The organism is Streptomyces endocoffeicus, assembly GCF_016741935.1.
Lineage (GTDB): Bacteria > Actinomycetota > Actinomycetes > Streptomycetales > Streptomycetaceae > Streptomyces > Streptomyces endocoffeicus.
Genome location: NZ_JAERRG010000053.1, coordinates 22,879 through 43,713 on the forward strand (window position 1 = coordinate 22,879; position 20,835 = coordinate 43,713).

Here is a 20,835-nt window from a genome sequence, read left to right on the forward strand (position 1 = left end):
TAGAGACACTCCGCAGATGGGACGGCAGAATGACCGCGGGTGTCAGCAAGGTGCGGTAGTCAGGGAGGAAGCGTCGTCGTGAGCAGCAGGCCATCCCGAGGCGCTGCTCGCCTCGCGGCGATACTCGACGCCCTCCCGGACGCGCTGTTGCTGGTCAACTGCAACGGCACGATCGTCAACGCCAACCACCACGCGCTGGAGTCCTTCGAGGCTCCGGGCACCGCCCTGGTCGGCCGTGGTCTGCTCGATCTGCTCCCCTCCTTCGATCCCAATCGCATTCCCGGGTCGATGCGGCGCCCCGACGAGACACAGGGGGACGGCAGCAAGCCGACCCGGATGATGGCCCGGCGCACCGACGGGGCGCAGTTCCCCGTCCAGGTGACCAGCGCGAATCTGGAGGACGGGCGGACTCCTTACGCCGATCAGTACAGCTACACCGGCGATGAGCTGCTGATGCTCATCGTGCGCGACCTGACCGGGACGCTCGACACCGAGGCCGAACTCGCCCGTCAGCAGCGCCAGACCGAGATGATCCTGCGCGCGGCGGCGGAGGGCGTGGTCGGCGTGGACACCGAGGGCAAGGTGGTCCTCGTCAACCCGTCCGCCGCGCAGATCCTCGGCTACCGGGCCAGCGACATGGGCGGTCAGGAGCTTCACTCTCTTGTACACCACTCGCGCCCGGACGGTTCCCCCTTCCCGTACGAGGAATCGCCCCTCGCCGACACGCTGCGCTCCGGCCGCAAGCACCGGGTGCGCGGCCAGGTGCTGTGGGCGAAGGACGGAAGCCAGGTCCCGGTCGATCTGACCACCGCGCCCGTCCGCGACGGTGACCAATTCGTGGGCGCCGTGCTGACCTTCACCGACCGGCGGGCCGAGAAGGCCATGGCGGCCAAGCACGCCGAGGAGGTCGAGAGCCTCACCTCCCGGCACACGGAGAAGGTGGAGGGCCTCACCACCCGGCACGCCGAGAAGGTGGAGAGCCTCACCACCCAGCACGCCGAGGAGCTGGAGGGGCTCACCACCCGGCACACGAAGGCCCTGGAGGAGCTGCGGACGCGGCTCACCGAGGAGCGCGCGCGGTACGCGGCACAGCTGGAGTCCGTCACCGCCCGGAACAGCCAGCTGCTCGCCGTGCTGGACGAGTCCCTGCGCGGACCGCTGCTGCAACTGCGCCATGAGCTCGGCGTGCTCGCCGACGACCCGGCCGGGCAGCTGTGGCCCGAGGCCAACCAGATCCTGCACCACCTGGCCGCCGGCTACACCCGGATGACCACGCTCGTCGACAACGTCCTGAGCTATCAGCGGCTCGACTCGAGCGGCGAGGAGCTGGCCCGCCGTACGGTCTCGATGGACGAGGTCGTATCGGCCAGTGTCGAGGGCGCGGTCGAGCTGATCGGGCCGGGGCGCGCGCAGTTCGCCGTGCACGCCCCGCCGATCGACGCCGAGGTGGACGCGGAGCGGCTCGCCCAGGCACTCGCCCATCTGATCGCGGACGTGGCCGGGGTCGACTCCACCGGCAACGCCGCCTCGGGCGTCGCGGCGAGCGACTCGACGATCGTGGTCGCGGCGGCGCAGCGCGGCGATGTCGTACGGATCGAGGTCCGCGGACCGTACGCGGGCGGCGACCCGGTGCACGAGCCGATCGTGCGCGGGATCGTGCGCCTGCACGGGGGCGTGCTCCAGACCCATGAGATGCCGGGCATGGGCGGGCACGCGTATGTCCTGGAGGTGCCGATCTCGGCGGCGGCCGCCGCCGAGCAGGGGCGCATGGACGGGGACGCCGCCGGGCAGGGCGACGGTACGCAGGGGCAGGGCACCTCGGGCACGGGTGCCGGTACAGGTGCCGATACGGGTACGGGCGCGGGCACGGGTACGGGCGCGGGCACGGCGGGCGGCAACGCCTCCGGCCAGACCCCGACCGGACGCCGCGCCCGGCACGGGGCGGCCTCCAGCGACACGCCGGGCGACACCAGCGGCGGCGGTACGCAGGGGAACGGCACCCAGGGCGACGGCATCCACGGCAACGGCACCCAGGGCGGCGGCACCCAGGGCGGTACGCCTCCGCCCAACCTCCGTAAGGCCGATCCGCGTACGGCCGACCCCCGTAAGGTCGACCCGCGCACCGCCGCTCAGCAGGGCGCCCCGGGGACGGCCCCTGGCGCGCCCGCGCCCGCGCCCGCCGCGCTGCCCGCGGTCGTCGGCGAGAACGCTGCGGCCCAGCAGCAGAACGCGGCCGAGCCCGAGAACCCGCCGCGGCCCACCGGGCGGCGCAGAGCGCGCCCCCACCCCGACGAGGACCCGGCGGCGGCCGCGGCCGCGAACCCCGGCCAGAACGCCGAGGGCGCCGCGACCGGCAGCCATCGCCACGCTCGTGGCGGCGCACCGGAAGCGGCCGGTCCGCAGTCGACGGGCCCCGCCGCCATGGGCGTTGTGCCGCCTCAGGGCATTCCCGCCCAGCAGCAGCCCCAGGGCCGCCGGGCCCGGCGCGGCGCCCCGGCGCAGGAGCAGGGCGGCCCTCAGACCGCCGGTGCCCCCGCCCCCGCGCGGGGTGCGGGCGGCCGGCCCGCCCTCGCCCTGCCCGCGGCCCCCTCCGACACGCCCCAGCCGCAGGCCCAAGGCCCGCAGCCGGCCGCGTCGGGCATGCCCGCGCTGCCCGCCGCGCGCACCCCCGAGGAACAGCAGCCCAACTGGGGCCAGGACACCAACGGCGGCCAACCGCAGGAGGTCCCGCCCACCGGACGGCGCCGCGCCCGCCGCGCACTGGGCGAGGCACCGGAGCAGCCAACACCCGACCAGGCCCAGGCCCCTGGCCGGCCGCAACCTCAGCAGTCCCCGCCGCAGCCCGCGGGGGATCCCGGCCTCGTCCGCTCCCCCTTCGCGCTGCCCCCGGCCGCCGCCGACCGGGCGCAGCCCGGCGCGCTGCCGCCCGAGCTCGGCCCGGCCGGGCTCGTCCCCGCGCAGCACGGCCCCCGCGAGGCGCGGGGCGGCGGGCCCCAGCCGCAGCAGGGCGGGGGCCTGGCCGTACGAGGCGAGCCCGTACCGCCCAACGGCGCGGCGCGGCCCGGTGGCTGGCCGTCCGACCCGGCTCAAGGCCAAGGCCAGGGCCAAGACCCGCGTCGGCCCCAGCCGCAGGCCCAAGGCCCCCAGCCGGCCGCGTCGGGCATGCCCGCGCTGCCCGCCGCCCGCACCCCCGAGGAACAGCAGCCCAACTGGGGCCAGGACACCAACGGCGGCCAACCACAGGAGGTCCCGCCCACCGGACGGCGCCGCGCCCGCCGCGCACTGGGCGAGGCACCGGAGCAGCCAACACCCGACGAAGCCCAGGCCCAGGGTGGCCCGCAGCCCGCGGAGACCAGCGGGCGCCCACCGGCCCAGCAGCCGGCCCAGCCCCCCGCCCAGTGGCCGGACGCCCCCGCGCAGCCCCGTCCGCAGCCGCTGCCCGCCGAGACCCCGCCGAGCGCCGACACCACCCAGGGGCGCGCGATCAGCGTGCGCACCCTGGGCCAAGGGGTGCCGTTCGCCCAGCAGGTGGGGGAGCAGCCCCAGGGCCAGCCCGCACAAGGCCAGCCGCAGGGACGCCCGCCGCAGGGTCAGCCGCAGACGCCCTCCGGAGGCACCAGCACGAGCGGCGGCAGGCGGCGCAAGCTGGCCGCCCGGCCCGAGATGACGGACCAGGGCGCCTCGGCCGAACTTCAGCCGGCCGGCAACCGGGCGCATCCGCACACCGGACCGCAGCCCCACACCGGGCAGTCCACGCAGGGCGGTCAGCAGCCCCACACCGGGCCGCAGCCGCACCCCGGTCCGCAGACCGGCACGCAGCCCCGTCCCCAGCCCGGTCCGGGGGCGCAGCCGCAGCGTGCGGTGGGCCCGTCGCAGGGGTCCGGCCGTACGTTCGCCATCGGTGCGCCGGACGAGGGCGCCGAGGGGCCGGAGCCGCTGGACGGGCCGAACGGCGCCGTCGAGATCGTCGACGACCGCACTCCACCGCCCGACGACGAGCTGCCGCCGGAGCCGCTGGACAACCCGCGCCGCCTCCTGGTGTGGCCCGCGCCGGACATGTCCACCCAGCAGGCGCTGAGCGACCGCGGCTACCGTCCGGTGATCGTGAACTCCCGTGAGGAGGTGGACGCGCAGATCGCCGCGTACCCGGCGGCGCTGTTCGTCGACCCGCTGACCGGGCCGATCACCCGGACCGCGCTGCAGTCGCTGCGTACGGCGGCGGTCGCCGCCGAGGTGCCGGTGCTGGTGACCGCGGGGCTCGGCCAGGCGACCCGCGAGGCGGCGTACGGCGCCGACCCGGCCGTCCTGCTCAAGGCGCTCGCGCCGCGCGACAGCGAGCAGCATCCGTCGCGCGTGCTGCTGATCGAGGAGCACGAGCCGATCGCGATGGCGCTGACGGCGACGCTCGAGCGGCGCGGGATGCAGGTCGCCCGTGCGGCGACGGACGCGGACGCGGTCTCGCTCGCGGCCCAGATGCGGCCGAACCTGGTGGTGATGGACCTGATGCAGGTACGCCGCCGCCGGGCCGGGATCGTCGACTGGCTGCGCGGCAACGGACTGCTGAACCGCACCCCGCTGGTCGTGTACACCTCCGCGGACATCGACCCGGCGAATCTGTCGCGGCTGGCCTCGGGCGAGACGGTGCTGTTCCTCGCGGAGCGCTCGACGAGCGCGGAGGTGCAGTCGCGGATCGTGGACCTGCTGGCGAAGATCGGCACGAACTGACGCCCGCGGCCCGCGCCGATTACGTCTGACACCCGCGGCCCGCACCCGGTTGCGCACGGCAGCCGTAAGGAGACACCCGCCTCCTTACGGCGGCCGCATTGCCTACGGGGACTCCCTTACGGCGACCGTGTTGCCCACAGGGGGCTCTCTTACCGCGGCCGCGTTGCCCACAGGGGCTCTCTTACGGCGGCCATGTTGCCGACGCGCGCCCCCGGGCCCCGGCGTCCTCAGCCCAGCGTGGTCACATCCAGGTCCCCGTCCGCGTACTTCTTTCGGATGACCTTCTTGTCGAACTTCCCCACGCTCGTCTTCGGCACCGCCGGAATCAGCGCCCAGTGTTCCGGCAGCTGCCAGCGCGCGACCCGTTCGGCGAGGAACGCCCGCAGGTCCTCGTAGCCGATCGTGGCGCCGTCCGTCAGGACCACCGTGGCCAGCGGCCGCTCGCCCCACTTCTCGTCCGGCACGGCCACCACCGCCGCCTCGGCGACCTCGGGATGGCCCATCAGCTGGTTCTCCAGCTCGACCGAGGAGATCCACTCGCCGCCGGACTTGATGACGTCCTTGGCCCGGTCCGTCAGCGTCAGATAGCAGTCGGGGCTGATGGTGCCGACGTCGCCGGTCTTCAGCCAGCCGTCCTCGGTGAACTTGTCCTCGGGGCGGAACGGCTCGCCGTCCGCCCCTCCGTAGTACGCGCCCGCGATCCACGGCCCGCGTACCTCCAGCTCACCCGGCGTCTTCCCGTCCCACGGCACGAGCTCGCCGTCCGCCGAGATCAACCGGCACTCGACGGAGGCCGGGAAGCGGCCCTGCGTCAGCCGGTACGGCCAGGCGTCCTCCGCCGGGAGACCGCCCGGCGGATGGGCCACGGAGCCGAGCGGAGAGGTCTCCGTCATGCCCCACGCGTGGACGACATGGATGCCGTGGCGCTCCCCGTACGCCTTCATCAGGGAGGGCGGGCAGGCCGCGCCGCCGATGAAGACGTTCCGCAGACAGCTCACCTCACGCGGCCTCGCGTCGAGCTCGGCGAGCAGCCCCTGCCAGACGGTGGGGACGGCGGCGGCGATGGTGGGACGCTCGCGTTCGATCATCTCGGCGAGCGGTTCGGGCTGGAGGAAGCGGTCGGGCATGAGTATCGAGGCGCCCGCCATGAAGGCGGCGTGCGGGGTGCCCCACGCGTTGGCGTGGAACATGGGCACCACCGGCAGCAGGATGTCACCCCCGGACATCCCGAATGACTCGGCGGTGTTGACCTGCATCGAGTGCAGATAGATGGAGCGGTGGCTGTAGGCCACGCCCTTGGGGTGCCCGGTCGTCCCCGAGGTGTAGCAGAGGGCCGCGGCCTGGCGCTCGTCGATCTCCGGCCAGGCGTAGCGCTGCGGCCGCCCCTCGATCAGCTCCTCGTACTCATGGACCCGGGCGGCGCAGCCGTCCAGGACGGAACGGTCGCCGGGGCCCGCGACCACGATGTGCTTCACGGTGGTGAGGGTGGGGAGGAGCGGGGCGAGCAACGGCAGCACGGAGCCGTTGACGATGATCACGCGGTCGGCGGCGTGGTTCACGATCCAGCCGAGCTGATCGGCGGGCAGCCGGAGGTTGAGGGTGTGCAGCACGGCGCCCATGGAGGGGACCGCGAGGTACGCCTCCAGATGCTCGCAGTTGTTCCACATCAAGGTGGCCACGGCCTGCCCCGGCTCGACCCCGAGCTCATCGCGCAGCGCGTTCGCCAACTGGGTCGACCGCACCCCCACCTCGTGGAAGCTGCGTCGCCGGGGCTCGCCCTCCCCGGTCCAGGTGGTCACATGGGCCGTGCGGCCGTGCACGAGGGTCCCGTGCACGAGGATGCGGGTCACGGTCAGCGGTACGTCCTGCATCGTGCTGAGCACCGGGGCGCCTCCAGGGTTCCGGTTACGCGCGGGTTGAGGTTCCGCCGATTCTGCAGCCGACCACCTGGTATGTCACTACCCCCGGACCCGTCGGTCCCCCTGCCGTTTCGCCCGCCGTCTCGCCCGCCGTTTCGCCGGTCAGCCCCCGTAGGCCGCCATCGCGCCGATCAGGCGATCATGCCGTGTGGCCGAGTTCCGGGTCCTCGCGAAGCTTGCCGAGGGCGCGCGAGACCGCGCTCTTGACGGTGCCGACGGACACTCCGAGCACCTCCGCCGTCTGCGCCTCGCTCAGGTCCTCGTAGTACCTGAGGACGACCATCGCCCGCTGACGGTCCGGCAGCCGCAGTACGGCGCGCCACAGCGCGTCGCGGAGTACCTGCCGTTCGGCGGGGTCCGGGGCGGGCACCGTCTCGGGCTCGGGCAGCTCCTCGCAGACGAATTCGTCGATCTTGCGCTTGCGCCACTGCGAGGTCCGGGTGTTGACCAGGGCGCGCCGCACATAGCCGTCCAGCGCGTTGTGGTCCTCGATGCGCTCCCAGGCCAGGTACGTCTTGGTCAGCGCGGTCTGCAGCAGATCCTCCGCGTCGCACGCGTTGGAGGTCAGCGAGCGGGCGGTGCGCAGCAGCACAGGCCCCCGCGCCCGTACGTACGAGGTGAACGACGGGAACGCGGCGGCGGATACGCCTGTGCACACGGTCGTGGTCATGGCTCAACGCTAGGAGCGAGCAGGTCGGAGCGGATCGGCCATAAGTGCCGAAGGGCAATCAGCCTCAGGTTGTACGGGTGGTGCTGGCACCACCTCCTGCGGGGGGAGGGGGCGCTCAGACGGTCGGGGTTCTTCCCGGGGGCGACCCTCGTTCCTCCCGGGGCGGCCCTCGTCCTTCCCGAGGGCGGCCCCCGTCCTTCCCGAGGGCGGTCCACAGGCGCTCACTTGATGATCGCGACCGGTGCGTCCACCTTGTTGCGGTCGATGCGCAGCGTCCGGCCGCCGTGCGTCACATCGACGTTGCCCCGGTACTGGTGGATGCGCCGGTGCGGATTCCACGCGCTCTTGGCCAGCGTCGACTCCCCGTACAGCGAGGGCTTCCCGTTCCAGCGCGCGAACCACATCACCGAGGGCAGGTCATGGACCCCGGCCCGGCGGGCCTGCTCCACATGGCGCACCCCGGACTCGGCGCTGCTGTAGAAGCCGGGGAAGAAGCCGCGCGAGCGGACCTCGCGGTTCCAGCCGCGGATGAAGGAGAGCGTCTTGGCCGCGCAGCTCGTCCGCTTCACGTCGTACGCCTCCATGTCGAGGTAGAGCGCGCTGCGCTTCTTCAGGGAGAGCGCCTTGGCGCGCGCCACCGCGTCCTTGCCCTCCGCCTGCCCCTGGGAGAACGGCTTGCCGCCGATGGGCACGTGCTTCTTGTTGGTGTTGCGGACACAAGGGGACTGGGATCCGACGAAGATGGGCAGCACCTGCCACTCCATGCTCTTGACGCCGCGCATCCAGGAGACGGTGAGGTTGGGCTGGCTGGCGCAGGCCCGGCCGCGGCCCGCGTAGTAGACGCCGACGGCGCGGTAGCGGGAGCTGTTCCACGCGCGCAGGGTGGCGAGGGACGGCGCATGGCAGGTGTCGAAGGCCCAGCCCTGGAAGACCTTGGCGCCCAGGGGGCGGGGGTCGGGCAGGACCTCCGCCGAGGCGGCGGGGGTGGCACCGGCGATCGCGGTGGCCAGGGCCGCGGCCAGACCGGTGGCCCAGCCCGTAATCTGCCATCTGCTCTGCTTACTTCGGGTCATATGACGAGTGAAGGTGGACCTCGGCGGCCCGATACCGCCGACACGCGCGCGAGTCAGCCGTCTGCGCCGAGGAGAAGCCCGGATGTCGGTACCCCGGTGCCCGCGGTGACCAGGGTGCGGGCGGTCCCCGGCACCTGGTTGACGGAGCTGCCGCGGATCTGGCGGACGGCCTCGGCGATCCCGTTCATCCCGTGCAGATACGCCTCACCGAGCTGACCGCCGTGGGTATTGAGCGGCAGCGCGTCCTCGGCGACGAATCCCGCCGCCTCGCCGCGTCCGCAGAAGCCGAACTCCTCCAGCTGCATCAGCACGAACGGCGTGAAGTGGTCGTAGAGGATGGCCACGTCGATGTCGGCCGGGGTCAGGCCGCTGCCGCGCCACAGCTGCCGGGCGACCACCCCCATCTCGGGGAGGCCCGTCAGATCGTCGCGGTAGAAGCTCGTCATCTGCTCCTGGCCGCGGCCCGCGCCCTGCGCCGCGGCTGTGATCACGGCGGGCGGACGCGGCAGGTCACGCGCCCGCTCCACACTGGTCACCACGATCGCCTGGCCGCCGTCCGTCTCCTGACAGCAGTCGAGCAGCCGCAGCGGCTCGACGATCCAGCGGGAGGCGGCGTGCTCGGCGAGGGTGATCGGCTTGCCGTGGAAGTACGCGGCCGGATTGGTGGCCGCGTGGCGGCGGTCGGTGACGGCCACATGGCCGAAAACCTCGGGTGTCAGCCCATAGGTGTAGAGATAGCGCTGGGCGGCCATGGCCACCCACGAGGCCGGGGTCAGCAGCCCGAACGGCAGCGACCAGCCGAGCGCGGCGCCCTCGGCGGACGGCTCGCGGTGCTGAACGCCGGAGCCGAAGCGGCGCCCGGAGCGCTCGTTGAACGCGCGGTAGCAGACGACGACCTCGGCGACGCCGGTCGCGACGGCGAGCGCGGCCTGCTGCACGGTGGCGCAGGCCGCGCCGCCGCCGTAGTGGACGCGCGAGAAGAAGGTGAGATCGCCGATGCCGCATGCCTGCGCCACGGTGATCTCGGGGCTGGTGTCCATCGTGAAGGTGACCAGCCCGTCCACGTCGGCCGGGGCGAGCCCGGCGTCGTCCAGGGCCGCCTGGACGGCCTCGACGGCCAGCTTCAGCTCGCTGCGGCCCGAGTCCTTGGAGAACTCGGTGGCGCCGATGCCGACGATGGCGGCCCGGCCGCCCAGGGTGTCCGGCTTGCGGGCGCTCATCGGGGGGTGCCCGGGGTGGTGGTGATGGGGGTGGTGGTGATGGGGGTAGTCCTCGGGGTGTCGCCGGTTCCCGGGGCGTCGCTGGGGAGCTGCACCGTGACCGTGCCGGTCACATGGTGGCCGATGCCGTTTTTACCGATGACGGCGACCTCCGCCGTACCCTCCGCGACCGAGGTGACCTGGCCGGTCAGCACCATCTCGTCACCGGGGTAGTTGGGCGCCCCGAGCCGGATCGCGACCTTACGGAGCCGGGCCCGCGGCCCGAAGTGATCGGTGATGTACCGGCCGACCAGCCCATTGGTGGTGAGGATGTTCATGAAGATGTCCGGGGAGCCCTTCTCCTTGGCCGCCTCGGCGTCGTGGTGCACATCCTGGTAGTCCCGGGACGCGAGGGCACCGGCGACGATCAGCGTCCGGGTGATCGGGATGCGCAGTGGGGGCAGCTCATCGCCCGTACACACCGTCATACGACCGCCTCCTCGTCCGTACGGTCCGCGCTGCCAAGGCCACCGGGGGTTCCCTCATCCATCCGTTACGCCTCCGCGCCCCGGAACACCGGCAGCTCCAGTTCCTCGTCCACGCGCAGGAACTCCAGCTCGACGGGCATGCCGATGCGCACCTTGTCGTAGGGCACCCCGGTGATGTCGCTGACCATCCGCACGCCCTCCGCGAGCTCGATCAGGGCGACCGCGTAGGGCGGGTCGAAGGCCGGGAAGGGCGGATGGTGCATGACCACATAGCTGAACACCGTGCCGGCGCCGGACGCCTCGAACGTCTCCCACCGCTGGGAGCCACACGCCCCACACCCCGGCAGCCAGGGAAAGCGCGGGGTGGCGCAGTCCAGGCAGCGCTGGATGAGCAGCTGATGCCGGGCGACGCCCTCCCAGAAACCGGCGTTGTCGCGGTTGATGACGGGGCGAGGGCGGCGCGGACGGTCGGCCGTCGGCTCCGGCTTTCGTGTCGGCTCCGGCTCTCGCTTCGGCTCCGGCTCTCGCGTGGGTTTCGGCTTTCGCGTCGGCTCCGGCTTCGCCGCGTTCTTGGGCCGCGCGGGTGCGTACTTGAGGATGCGGAAGCGGTGGGTGCCGACCAGCTCCCCGTCCCCGGCGCGGACGTTCATGCGGGTGGTGACGAAGTACCCGGTGCCCAGCTTGGTGGTCTTGCGCGGTGACACCGACTCGATGACCGCGTCGAAGGTGACCCGGTCGCCGGGGCGCAGCGCTCGCAGGTACTCCTGCTCGCAGTCGGTGGCGACCACCGAGGTGCAGCCCGCGTCGTCGAGCAGCGCCAGCAGCTCGTCGTACGCCTCGGAGCGGGCCGAACCGCCAGGGTGCCCGGCCAGCCCGCCCATGGTCCACGCCTGGAGCATCGTGGGCGGTGCGGTAGCCGGATAGGCGGGGTTGGTGTCGCCCATCGCCTCGCACCAGTGCCTGATCATGGGCTCGTTGACGGGGTCCCTGCCCGCGCCGCCGCTCGCGGCCGTCCGTCCCTCGTACGCCTTCAGCCGTCCGTACAGCTCTTCCGGGTCAACGTCCAGGTCATCACGCGTCATCGCTTCCCCTGCCGCATGTCTGCCGTAGAAAGCGATCTGACTATCCGTCAGATAAATCGACGCTGTCAAGAACGAACACCGAAGCACGGCACACGCACGGTCGCGCGATGGCGTTGATACGCCACCGCGCGACCGTACGACCTCACCCGTCCCGTTTCGCTCAATGAATCACCACAGCTCACTCAGATCGTTCGGACACCGTGCCGCTTCCGCGCTTCCCCGCGTGTTCCGCGTCTCCCTTACGGGCGCTCGCGGGTGCCCGCGATGGCGGCGACCTGCCCCCGTGCGAGCGGGTCACATCCCAGGAGCCGCGCCCCACCCTGGACGCGGTGAACGGCGACGCGGCGAACGGCGACGCGGCGAAGGTGCGACCGGGGCCCGTCCGGATGTCCGTCATCTCGATTCCTCCGATCCTCCGGCTCCCACGACTCCCATGAGTCCCGCGACCTCCCCGAGGCTCGGAAGGGTCGCGGAAGCAGAGTTGCCCACCGATTCCCGGACGATGCGTGCGGGCCGCTGGAATTACCACGCAAGCATGATGAACCTGTTTTAAACACCCCATGCACCCCCACTCCCCGCGTCACGCCGGTACGCCCGGCTCGCCGCCTCACCCGGCCATAGGGCGAGCCTTACGAGAGATTCCGTTCCGCATAATTTCGGCCATCCTCGGCGACTTGCCGGGCCCTCTTCCCCTTACCGAACACTTGTCCGAAAATGGGTGACATGGCGAATCCCGCACTCGCCCATGTCCTTGCCCACGCCCTGACCGCCGCGGCCCACGGTTTCCGCGTGATCCCGCTGACCCGCGCGAAGCTGCCCGCCGTGCGCTCCCCTCACCACCACGAGCCCGCGCCGCTGCCGTGCCACGGCGAATGCGGTCGGCTGGGCCACGGAGTCCATGACGCCTCGGCGGACCCGGATGCGATCCGCGCCCTGTTCGCCGCCGCCCCCTGGGCCACCGGCTACGGCATCGCCTGCGGATGTGCCCCGTACCACCTCATCGGCATCGACCTCGACCTCAGGGGCGTGCGGCCCGGTAAGCGCGAAGAGCCCGGCAGGCCCCAGGAATCCGGGGGAGCGGACAACCCGAACGGTCGGGCCGAAGGGACCGGGACGGCCGAGCGAACCGAGAGGCCCAGGGCCGGAACGGCCGGGGCGGCCACGAGTCCCGACGCAAGCCGTAAGGGCCGCGCGGACGGTCTGGCCGCCCTCGCCCGGCTGGCCCGCGAGCACGCCTTCACCATCCCCCGTACGGTCACCGTGCTCACCCCGAGCGGCGGCCGCCATCTGTGGCTGTGCGGCCCACCCGGCCTCGCCGTCCCCAACTCCGCCGGCCGTCTGGCCCACGGCATCGACATCCGGGGACTGGGCGGCTATCTGGTCGGCCCCGGTTCCTACGCCTCGCACGGCAGCTATCGCCTCGCGCCCGGCTCCCCCGCCTGGGCCCCGGCCCCCGTACCGTCCGCCCTGTTGCGCCTGCTCACGCCACCGCGCCCGGCCCCGCCCCGCTCGTACCGCCTCGGCCCGCCGCTCCCCGAGCCGCATCCCGCGGCCCTGGAGGGGCTCGTACGGTTCGTCCGCGCCTCGCGGGAGGGGCAGCGCAACGACCGGCTGTTCTGGGCCGCCTGCCGCGCCTACGAGACGGGTGCGGGGCCGGAGTTGGCCCCCGCCCTGATCGAGGCCGCGCTCGACACCGGCCTGCCCCCGCGCGAAGCCCACGCCACCGTAGCCTCCGCGGCCCGCAGCGCCGCCCGCCACCTCCAGCCCCCGGACGCGTTCGCCTGACGCCGGGCCTGATGCCCGGCCTGACACCCGGCCTGATGCCCGGCCTGATGCCCCGCCTGACACCCGGCCTGATGCCCGGTGTGCCCCCTGGGCGGGATGAACGGAACAGAGGCGGGAGACGTATCGCAGGACGCCAGAGGCGGCGCGATCCAGCGGTATACGGACGGTGACCCGTGCGCTACGGGAACGAAGAGCACTATCGTGACCACGCGACGAGGCGCTCCGTACAGGAGCCGGAAGGCGCAGCAACCGGAAGGCGCAGGGACCGAAACGCGTAGGAACCAGGCGGCGCGGGGACCGAACGGCGCAGGAACCACGCCCACTCGCCGGTGCTTCCGCCCCCGAGGCGGACAGTGAAGGGATTCCCGCTCCCCCGTGATCGGTGCCCGTGACCGATGCTTCGGCACCGGGTGCTCCGTGACCGGCGCCCGGTGACCGGCCGACCGCCTCCGGCGCACCGGTACCAAGGCGCGATCAGGGGGGAGCCTTGCACGAGCTCTACGCACAGGGGTGGTTCACGGACGCCGCGTTACCCATAGCCGTCTGCGCGCTGGTCACCTGGATCTCGTTGGTCCACCGTTTCGCCGACAAGGGCCGCCTGCTGGGGACCGTAAGGTCCGCGTCGCTGTGCTGCGGAATCATCGCCTGCACCTGCGCGGCCGCGCTGCTCACCATCGCCCTGCTGTTGCCGCACGCCGCCGATGTGCCACCCGCCGTGGCCGCCGCCGCCGCGGGCGGGGCCCTGGCGCCTCGCGTCCGCCAGCAGCAGAACCAGCAGTCCACGCCGCCCTTCGTGGCCGTGATCACGCTGGGCATCGCGGTGCTGCTGAGCGAGCTGGAGCGGCGGCTGGTCCACGACATGTACCTCCACTGCCACCGCCTGGTCAGGGACTTCGAAAACGTGGCCCAGCTGCGCCTGTTCGCCTTCGAGGCCCGCCTCCATCTGCGCGGCTGCACCCCCGCGACCAAGGACAGGACGACGATCAACACCCTGTACGAGGAGGTGGACCAGCTCCTGGACGACGCGGCCAAGGTCGAGGCCGACATCGAGGCGAAGTGCCGGCAGCGCGAGGTCCAGGAGTTCCCGCCGGAGCTGCACGCCCCGACCCGGGAGGAGGCGGAGGACCGCCGTCAGACCCTGGCGATGGCCATGGACGCCTGCGTACGCATGCTGGAGTTCGGCTACCGCACCGGGAAGCGGAGCGGCGACCGCGAGCTCACGCGACTGCGGGACGAGGCGCTGGCGGTACGCCCCCTCGCCACGACGGGCGCCTCGCACCCCTGACGTGGCTCGGCCCCCTGACGTGGCGCCGCACACCGCACACCGCGACGACGCCCGTCAGGGACGCACCCCGAGCGCACCGCGCACCCCGCGTACCCCGCGCACCCCGATGCCTTCAAGGAGCGTAGACAAAGGCATCCGACCCATCGCCCAGCCCACGCGGCCGCCGAGCCCCGTCCTCCTTGGGCTCCACAAAACTGATCTTGATGTCCAGCTCCAGCGCATCGGCCACGGCAGCGAGGCTGCGCAGCGTCAGATTCTCGTCGCCGGAGAGGATTTGACTCACCCGTCCCGGGCTGACGTCCATGAGTCGGGCGAGGTCAGTGCGGCTCATGCCACGCTTGCCCAGCAACCCGGCGACCTCCACAGTGGCCTGACGCGCCAACCGCGCCCCCCCGTGGTCGGCAGCCTCCGCCTTCGCACCTTTGCTCTTCCACGGCACGCTCAATCAACCTCCTCGCGCATGGTGCCGACCTCGGGCTTCGAACGCCCTCAGTCAGAGCTTCCCACCTTTAGCTACAACTAAAAGCCCTCTTCCCGCCTTCCCGCCCACCGCCCACCCCCCAAACAGCCGATCCCCCGCCCCTGACCTGCGCCAACACCCCACCCATACCTTTTCGGCCAGATCTGCCCGCCGCTTCCACACCAAGAGCGGCGACCGGATCGAATACGAGCGGACCCCCGCTGAGTGCGGCACGACGCCACAGCCCTCACCTCATCTCACCTCACCGCACCGCACCGGGCTTCAACCGGCGACTTGAGGGATATCCGCTCATCAGCGCTGGTCCGGCTGCCAGAGGCGGTGAAAAGTCTCCGGGATCACTTCAACGAAACACTTGAAGTCATGAATCCCCGAGACACCGATCCGCCCGGGGCGGAGCCTGCCCTCGAGACCCGCGACGACACAGGAGGAGCCGCCCCCGCGCGGCGGCGGTGGTCGACGCTGCTGGCGGTGAGCGCGGCCCAGCTCCTCGTCGTCCTGGACGGCACCATCGTGAACATCGCGCTGCCCTCCGCGCAGAGCGCGCTCGGTATGTCCGACGCGAGCCGGCAATGGGCGATCACCGCGTACGCCCTGGCCTTCGGCGGACTGCTGCTGATCGGCGGCAGGGTCAGCGGCGCACTCGGCCATCGCCGTACGTTCGTCATCGGCCTGGCCGGCTTCGCCGCCTCGTCCGCGCTGGGCGGTGCCGCCGTGAACCCCGAGACCCTCTTCGGGGCCCGTGCCCTGCAAGGCGTCTTCGCCGCCGTACTCGCGCCCGCCGGGCTGTCGTTGCTCAGTACGACGTTCACCGAGCCGCGCGAACGCGGCCGGGCGTTCGGTGTGTTCGCCGCCGTCGGCGCCTCCGGTTCCGCCCTCGGCCTGGTCGCCGGGGGACTGCTGACCGAGTACGTCAGCTGGCGGGGATGCCTGTACATCAACGTCCCTGTCGCGCTGCTCGCCTTGCTCGGCGCGACACGCGTCCCACCGGACCACCCCGTCCGCGGCGACGGGCGGCTTGACGTCGCGGGCGCCCTCCTCAGCGCCGCGGGCTTCGCCGCCATGGTCTACGCCTTCAACGAGGCCGAACCCCTCGGTTGGGGCTCACCGAAGGTACTGACCCTGCTGACCGGCAGCGGCCTGCTGCTGACCGCGTTCGCCGCCGTCGAGGCGCGAGCCCCCCGCCCGCTGCTGCCGATGCGCATGCTCCTGCACCGCGCCCGCGCCGGCGCGCTCATCTCGATCGGCCTGATGTTCGTCGCCATGTTCGGCTTCTACCTGTTCATGAGCTACTACACCCAGACCGTCCTCGGCTACTCACCGGTCCAGGCGGGCCTGACGCTGATGATCAACGCCCTGGCCGCCCTGATCGGCTCCACACTCATCGCCGGGAAGCTCCACGGACGCCTCACGCCCGCGGCGCTGATCCTGCCGGGCCTGATCACCGCGGCCTCCGGGATGCTCATCCTCGCCCGCCTGACCCCGCAGAGCACACACGTCCTGCCGTTCTACCTGGCACCCGCCCTGGTACTCACCGGACTCGGCCTCGGCTGCGTCATCCCCCCGACCGCCGCCCTGGCCACCGCCGGCATACGCCGAGACGACATCGGGGCCGCATCGGCCGCCTACAACGCCTCCCAGCAACTCGGAGCCGCCCTCGGCACCGCACTCCTCAACACCATCGCGGCCGGCGCAACGGCGTCCTCCCTGGCCTCAGCACGCCACACCACGCCGGGCTCGGCATCCGTCCACGGCTACACCACAGCCCTGACCGTCGCCTTCGGCATCCTCCTCGCCGCCGTGTGCATCGCCGCGCCACTGACCACGACCCGCCGCACCCTACGAGACCACGCGAACGGCCACGGCCACGGCCGCGGCTCACGCGAGCCGTGAGCGCGCGTCAAGCGACGCCCGCTAGCAATGAGTGAGGAGGGGCGGTCGGCGTCTCCTCCGGATCGTGTCTGAGCAGGAGGCAACGATGCGTCGTATCGGGCTTGTGGCGGCGTCGGTGACGGGTGCGGTGTCCCTCGCCCTGTCGCCGACGGGATCGGCCATGGCCGCCGAGGGCACCCTGACCGTCGGCCTGGCCACCCACACCAACCCCAGTGGCTGCTACACGACGAACGTCTGGCCCATGTTCGTGACCAACAACACCAACCAGGTCGCCACCGTCTTCGACCTCCCCAACTGCCAGGGCCAGGCGATCAGCCAGGTCAGGCCGAACGAGTCCGGCGTCTTCGAGTTCGGCACCAGCGTCTCCATCTCCTGACGCCCGGAGCACGACACGCGGACGGGGTGCCCCCGAACCAGGGGGCACCCCTTCTGACCAGTTACGCCGCTGACCTCGCCGAAGCCTGAGGGATTTGCGGGTTCGCCCTCGGTGTCAGCGGCGCACAGTACGGTCCTGACATGGCAGCGAGAATCGATCTGACCTTTGATTGCACAAACGCGAAGCTCCTCGCCGAGTTCTGGAAGACGGCCCTGGGGTATATCGACGAGCCGCCGCCCGCTCCCTTCAAGACCCGCGAGGAGTGGCTCGCCCAGTTCGATCTCCCAGAGGACGATTCCGCGGACGACGGCGCGTGGCTCTGCGATCCCGACGGCGTCGGCCCCAGGCTCTCCATCCTCAAGGTCCCCGAGCCGAAAACAGCGAAGAACCGGTTCCATCTCGACATCCGGATGCCAGGACACGGCAGCCCTGACGAGCGGTGGGCGCGGATACGAGCAGAGTCCGAGCGGCTGATGAAGGCAGGAGGGAAGGTCCTCGAGGAGTTCGACGGGCACCACATTCTGATGGCTGACCCGGAGGGCAACGAGTTCTGCGTCGGCGCGGCCTCCTCCGAGACCCCGTCCGACTCCGTGCGCCCTCGTTGATGCCGACCTTGCCCACGCGGACGAGGCGTCCCGGATCCGTACGGCCCTGGAGATGCTAGCCCTGAGGCTGGACGGGAAGCGGGCGGCTGAGAACACCATCCACCCCAAGGAGACCGTCGGGCTGCTGACGTCGCTGCCGCCGGGCAAGGTGGATTGGAAGGCCCCGGAGACGGACGACGAGGTGGACTTCCGCCACGTTCCCGGCCGGAGCTGATGCGGAAGCCGCTGGAGGCCGTGAGGGCCCAGGGGTCGTGCGGGGAGCACCTCCACGCGTTCTCCGGGTGCCCGTACTACGCGGGGATGCGCCTCTCCGAGGCAGCAGCGCTGACCGAGCGGGACTACAAGCTGCCGGAGTCCGGCCGGTGCGAGCCGGCCCTCGGGGGAGTCGGCCGGAGGTGGGGTCCGGGTGAACGGACGACGACGAGCCCTACGAGGTGCCGGGACTGAAGCGACAGGCCCGGAAGGCCACCCGGCCGGTACCCATTCCGCCGGTGGTCGTGCAACTGCTTCGGCGGCACCTGGACGAGTACGGGACCGTACGGGACCGCTCCGGACGGGCGGCTCTTCCGTTCCGTGCGCGGTGGTCGGGTGCGCTCGATGGAGTACACGTGATCTGACAGGACGCTCGACGCGAGGCTCTTCCCCACACCGAGTTCGACTCGCTGCTCGCCGAGGTGCCATACTCCGCGCGGCACGCGGTCGTCTCACTGTGGACCAAAGCGGGCGTCGACCCGGTGAAGGTCGCCCGCCGCCCCGGGCACAGCATCGCCGTGCTCTGGAACAGAGTGCTGGAGCCCTCAGGAACTTCTTCTGGGCCAGCGCCGAGGCTCGGATGGCACTCTCGAAGGTCTCCGGCACTGCCACCGCCCGCGGGCTCCCGAGGCAGGCCCGGCTCCACTCCTTGACTTCAACATAACTTCAAGTTCTACGGTGCCCGCACCAGCGATCATCCATAGGAGCACCGCATATGACGCCCCAGCAGATCTCCGATGCCAACCTCGCCGGACAGCCGGCCGCGTACTGGACCGGATTGGCCTACGAGGCCCTCATCGCGTTCACCCGAGCTCAGATCGCCGAGCTCGGCTTCACCCAGCCCCAGTACTGGTTACTGCGCAATCTGTCGAAGAACGACATCTCCCCCGACGGCCACGGCATGACCATCCCCGAGCTGCAGCACGCCATGAGTTCCTACATCCGGACTGAGGACGACCTGGAGACCGAGGCGGGCGGGCTGTTGGAGGGCGGCTGGCTCGTCCGCGACGACGAGGGACGGCTGTGGATCACCGAGTCGGGGGAGGAAGCTCGCATCAGCCTCAACCAGCACGCGCCAGCAATCCGCGGACTCATCCATCAGGGCATCGACGACGCCGACTACGTCACAGCCCTGAAGGTGCTCCAGCAGATGATGCGGAACACCGGCAGCGCCCTGGTCTAGCCATCCACATCGGATGTCGGCCTGGCCACAGCTTGGCCACACGCGCTGGTCAACGCTGGGATTCAGGTGGGACAACCTGAGACACAAAGCGAGTGGGAGGGAGCTCCGGATTCCCCCGGAACCCCCTCCCACCTGCACTTTTGCTACCTCGGCGGAGGCTGAGGGATTTGAACCCTCGGTGACATCGCTGCCACGACGGTTTTCAAGAGGGCTGTAGCCAGAACAGCGACTACCGCCCTGACATGCGCGAACGTCCCCTCTCACTGCCCCATGAAGGCTCGGTGGTCCACCAGAGGTCCGCAGCGTCAACCGAACGGCTCAACGGACAACGGCTCCGTCCTCTGATCTCTTGGTCCCGAACTACGCGCGGGGCGGTCGCTGAGGTCGGCTGGGCTGGTCAGCCGGTCGGCTGGGGCTGGTGGCAGTGGGCTGCGGTCGGGGTGGTTGCTGTACTTCCCCGCTGTACAGCAGGCTGTCAGTTTGGGGAGGTGCACGATGGAGCGCAGCTCGCTCATTCGACTGCTTGCGGGCGATGACGAGGCAACCGCTGGGGCTCGTGCTGCGCTAGTCCATGGAGGCGCTTACGTGGTCTGGGGCGATGTGGCATGCGCTCGCTCGCTCACTCGCGTCTACGACCGCCGACTTCGGCGGACCCGCAGAACCGGGCAGGAAACTGTGGGCCTTGAGCAAGCGGTACAGCTGCTCAGCCAGCATGATCAGCCGATTCACCTCGGCCAGGTCAACAGCCCCGATGGCTCGTGGATCTTCATGCTCTTCCTCACAGAAGACGGCGGCAAGCTAGTTGCGTGCACGGGCGTAAAGCAACGGTCGCAGCGAGCATCGCTTTAGGAGTTCGTCACGCTCATGCAGTGATCAGCCAGTCGATGCTTTTCCCTGGCCTGCCCGGTCCGCGCACAAGTCTCGAGATACGGCGATGTGCACCCTGTTGCCGTCAACGACTGCCGTCAGGCCACCAGCTCGGCAGCAACGGCCCCGGCTTCAGACCTATTGATCCGTGCCGGTGGCCGTGTCACTCGTCTGCATCGTCGGGGGCGACGGCGAGCAGCGGTCCGCTGAGACTGGGGCCTGACACAGGTGCGGCGCGCTGCCTGTTCAGGAGCCAACCGGGCAGATGGGATCGCGGCGCGGCAGGCACACGCTGCTGAAAGAAGGGGCAGATACCTCCGCATGTCACACCACACCGCGACGGTGCCGGGGGCTACCTGGGTGGCCAGGTGGGCGGGAGCTCTGCTGTGTCTCGCGGTGGCCGCCATTCATGTCGTGGACCAAGGCGGCATCGTGGTAACGAGGGATCCCTACTACATCGGCGTTGCCTACCACGTCCTGGAGATCGCGGCCGTGGTCACCGCCGCGCTGCTCCTCATCGGCCTCGTTCGACTGGGATGGTTGCTGGCGGCCATGGTCGCCGTCGGCCCCTTGCTGGGCTACATCCTCTCCAGGGGTCCGGGGCTGCCCTACTACAGCGACGACGTCGGCAATTGGACGGAACCGCTCGGGCTGGTCAGCCTGGCTGTCGAAGGCGCCCTGCTCCTGCTGTCGGTGCCGCTCTTCGTGCGGAGCCTGCGCCGCAGAACCTGAGGGCTGACCCGTAATGCCTGGCGGGTCAGCGTGCGGCGTCAGATGCGGTGCATCGCAAGGCGGAGGGGCGTCCGGATACTGGGTGTATATGGACGTTCCGACAACGCGGCGAGGTGCCGTAGCTGTCGTCGCACGCCCGCCAGGTGTTACGGGACAGCCCCTAAAGCGTGTTACAGAAGGCCGTGATCAGGGCATTTCCCTTGTATGCGTGGGGTGTTGAGGA

Annotated in this window: 16 protein-coding genes; 9 read left to right on the forward strand and 7 right to left on the reverse strand. The window is 71.3% G+C overall.

The window, feature by feature from the left end:
* Positions 1-78: 78 nt before the first annotated feature.
* Complete coding sequence (locus tag JK364_RS50820; RefSeq protein ID WP_201858290.1) at positions 79-4,725, forward strand: PAS domain-containing protein; 4,647 nt, start codon at positions 79-81, stop codon at positions 4,723-4,725.
* Positions 4,726-4,952: 227 nt separating this feature from the next.
* Here JK364_RS50820 and JK364_RS50825 read toward each other — a convergent pair whose 3' ends face one another.
* From JK364_RS50825 to JK364_RS50850, 6 genes are all read right to left on the reverse strand, one after another.
* The gene (locus JK364_RS50825; protein ID WP_201858291.1) at positions 4,953-6,608 is read right to left on the reverse strand and encodes a long-chain fatty acid--CoA ligase; all 1,656 of its coding nucleotides are present in this window, start codon (positions 6,606-6,608) and stop codon (positions 4,953-4,955) included.
* A 175-nt stretch (positions 6,609-6,783) separates the two neighbouring features.
* Positions 6,784-7,314, reverse strand: a complete 531-nt coding sequence (locus JK364_RS50830; RefSeq protein WP_201858292.1) for a SigE family RNA polymerase sigma factor — start codon at positions 7,312-7,314, stop codon at positions 6,784-6,786.
* A 221-nt stretch (positions 7,315-7,535) separates the two neighbouring features.
* Positions 7,536-8,387, reverse strand: coding sequence for a DUF1906 domain-containing protein (locus tag JK364_RS50835; RefSeq protein ID WP_201858293.1), 852 nt, complete (start codon positions 8,385-8,387; stop codon positions 7,536-7,538).
* 53 nt (positions 8,388-8,440) lie between these two features.
* Positions 8,441-9,607, reverse strand: a complete 1,167-nt coding sequence (locus JK364_RS50840) for a lipid-transfer protein (RefSeq protein ID WP_201858294.1) — start codon at positions 9,605-9,607, stop codon at positions 8,441-8,443.
* Positions 9,604-10,074 carry a MaoC family dehydratase gene (locus JK364_RS50845; protein WP_201858295.1) on the reverse strand — a complete coding sequence of 157 codons (471 nt, stop codon included), beginning with the start codon at positions 10,072-10,074 and terminating at the stop codon, positions 9,604-9,606. Before JK364_RS50845 ends, JK364_RS50840 begins: the two co-directional genes overlap by 4 nt.
* 65 nt (positions 10,075-10,139) lie before the next feature.
* On the reverse strand, positions 10,140-11,156 hold the full coding sequence (locus tag JK364_RS50850) for a bifunctional MaoC family dehydratase N-terminal/OB-fold nucleic acid binding domain-containing protein (RefSeq protein WP_201858296.1): 1,017 nt from the start codon (positions 11,154-11,156) through the stop codon (positions 10,140-10,142).
* 723 nt (positions 11,157-11,879) lie between these two features.
* Here JK364_RS50850 and JK364_RS50855 point away from each other — a divergent pair.
* Complete coding sequence (locus tag JK364_RS50855) at positions 11,880-12,941, forward strand: bifunctional DNA primase/polymerase (RefSeq protein ID WP_201858297.1); 1,062 nt, start codon at positions 11,880-11,882, stop codon at positions 12,939-12,941.
* A 487-nt stretch (positions 12,942-13,428) separates the two neighbouring features.
* Positions 13,429-14,226 carry a hypothetical protein gene (locus JK364_RS50860; protein ID WP_201858298.1) on the forward strand — a complete coding sequence of 266 codons (798 nt, stop codon included), beginning with the start codon at positions 13,429-13,431 and terminating at the stop codon, positions 14,224-14,226.
* 112 nt (positions 14,227-14,338) lie between these two features.
* Here JK364_RS50860 and JK364_RS50865 read toward each other — a convergent pair whose 3' ends face one another.
* The gene (locus JK364_RS50865) at positions 14,339-14,665 is read right to left on the reverse strand and encodes a helix-turn-helix domain-containing protein (protein ID WP_201858299.1); all 327 of its coding nucleotides are present in this window, start codon (positions 14,663-14,665) and stop codon (positions 14,339-14,341) included.
* A gap of 402 nt (positions 14,666-15,067) precedes the next feature.
* Between JK364_RS50865 and JK364_RS50870 the strand changes: the two genes are divergently transcribed.
* The 6 genes from JK364_RS50870 (at position 15,068) to JK364_RS50895 (ending at position 20,612) form a co-directional block, all read left to right on the forward strand.
* Positions 15,068-16,597 (forward strand): MFS transporter, encoded by a 1,530-nt coding sequence (locus JK364_RS50870; RefSeq protein WP_201858300.1) that lies wholly within the window; start codon positions 15,068-15,070, stop codon positions 16,595-16,597.
* An 85-nt stretch (positions 16,598-16,682) separates the two neighbouring features.
* A complete protein-coding gene (locus JK364_RS50875) occupies positions 16,683-16,973 on the forward strand; it encodes a hypothetical protein (protein WP_201858301.1) in 291 nt (96 codons plus the stop codon).
* Between the two features lie 140 nt (positions 16,974-17,113).
* Positions 17,114-17,578: a VOC family protein gene (locus JK364_RS50880; protein ID WP_201858302.1), complete on the forward strand. Its 465-nt coding sequence runs from the start codon at positions 17,114-17,116 to the stop codon at positions 17,576-17,578.
* 52 nt (positions 17,579-17,630) lie between these two features.
* On the forward strand, positions 17,631-17,792 hold the full coding sequence (locus tag JK364_RS50885) for a hypothetical protein (RefSeq protein WP_201858303.1): 162 nt from the start codon (positions 17,631-17,633) through the stop codon (positions 17,790-17,792).
* Between the two features lie 753 nt (positions 17,793-18,545).
* Complete coding sequence (locus JK364_RS50890) at positions 18,546-19,013, forward strand: winged helix DNA-binding protein (protein ID WP_201858304.1); 468 nt, start codon at positions 18,546-18,548, stop codon at positions 19,011-19,013.
* Positions 19,014-20,201: 1,188 nt separating this feature from the next.
* Positions 20,202-20,612 carry a hypothetical protein gene (locus JK364_RS50895; protein WP_201858305.1) on the forward strand — a complete coding sequence of 137 codons (411 nt, stop codon included), beginning with the start codon at positions 20,202-20,204 and terminating at the stop codon, positions 20,610-20,612.
* Positions 20,613-20,835 lie beyond the last annotated feature (223 nt).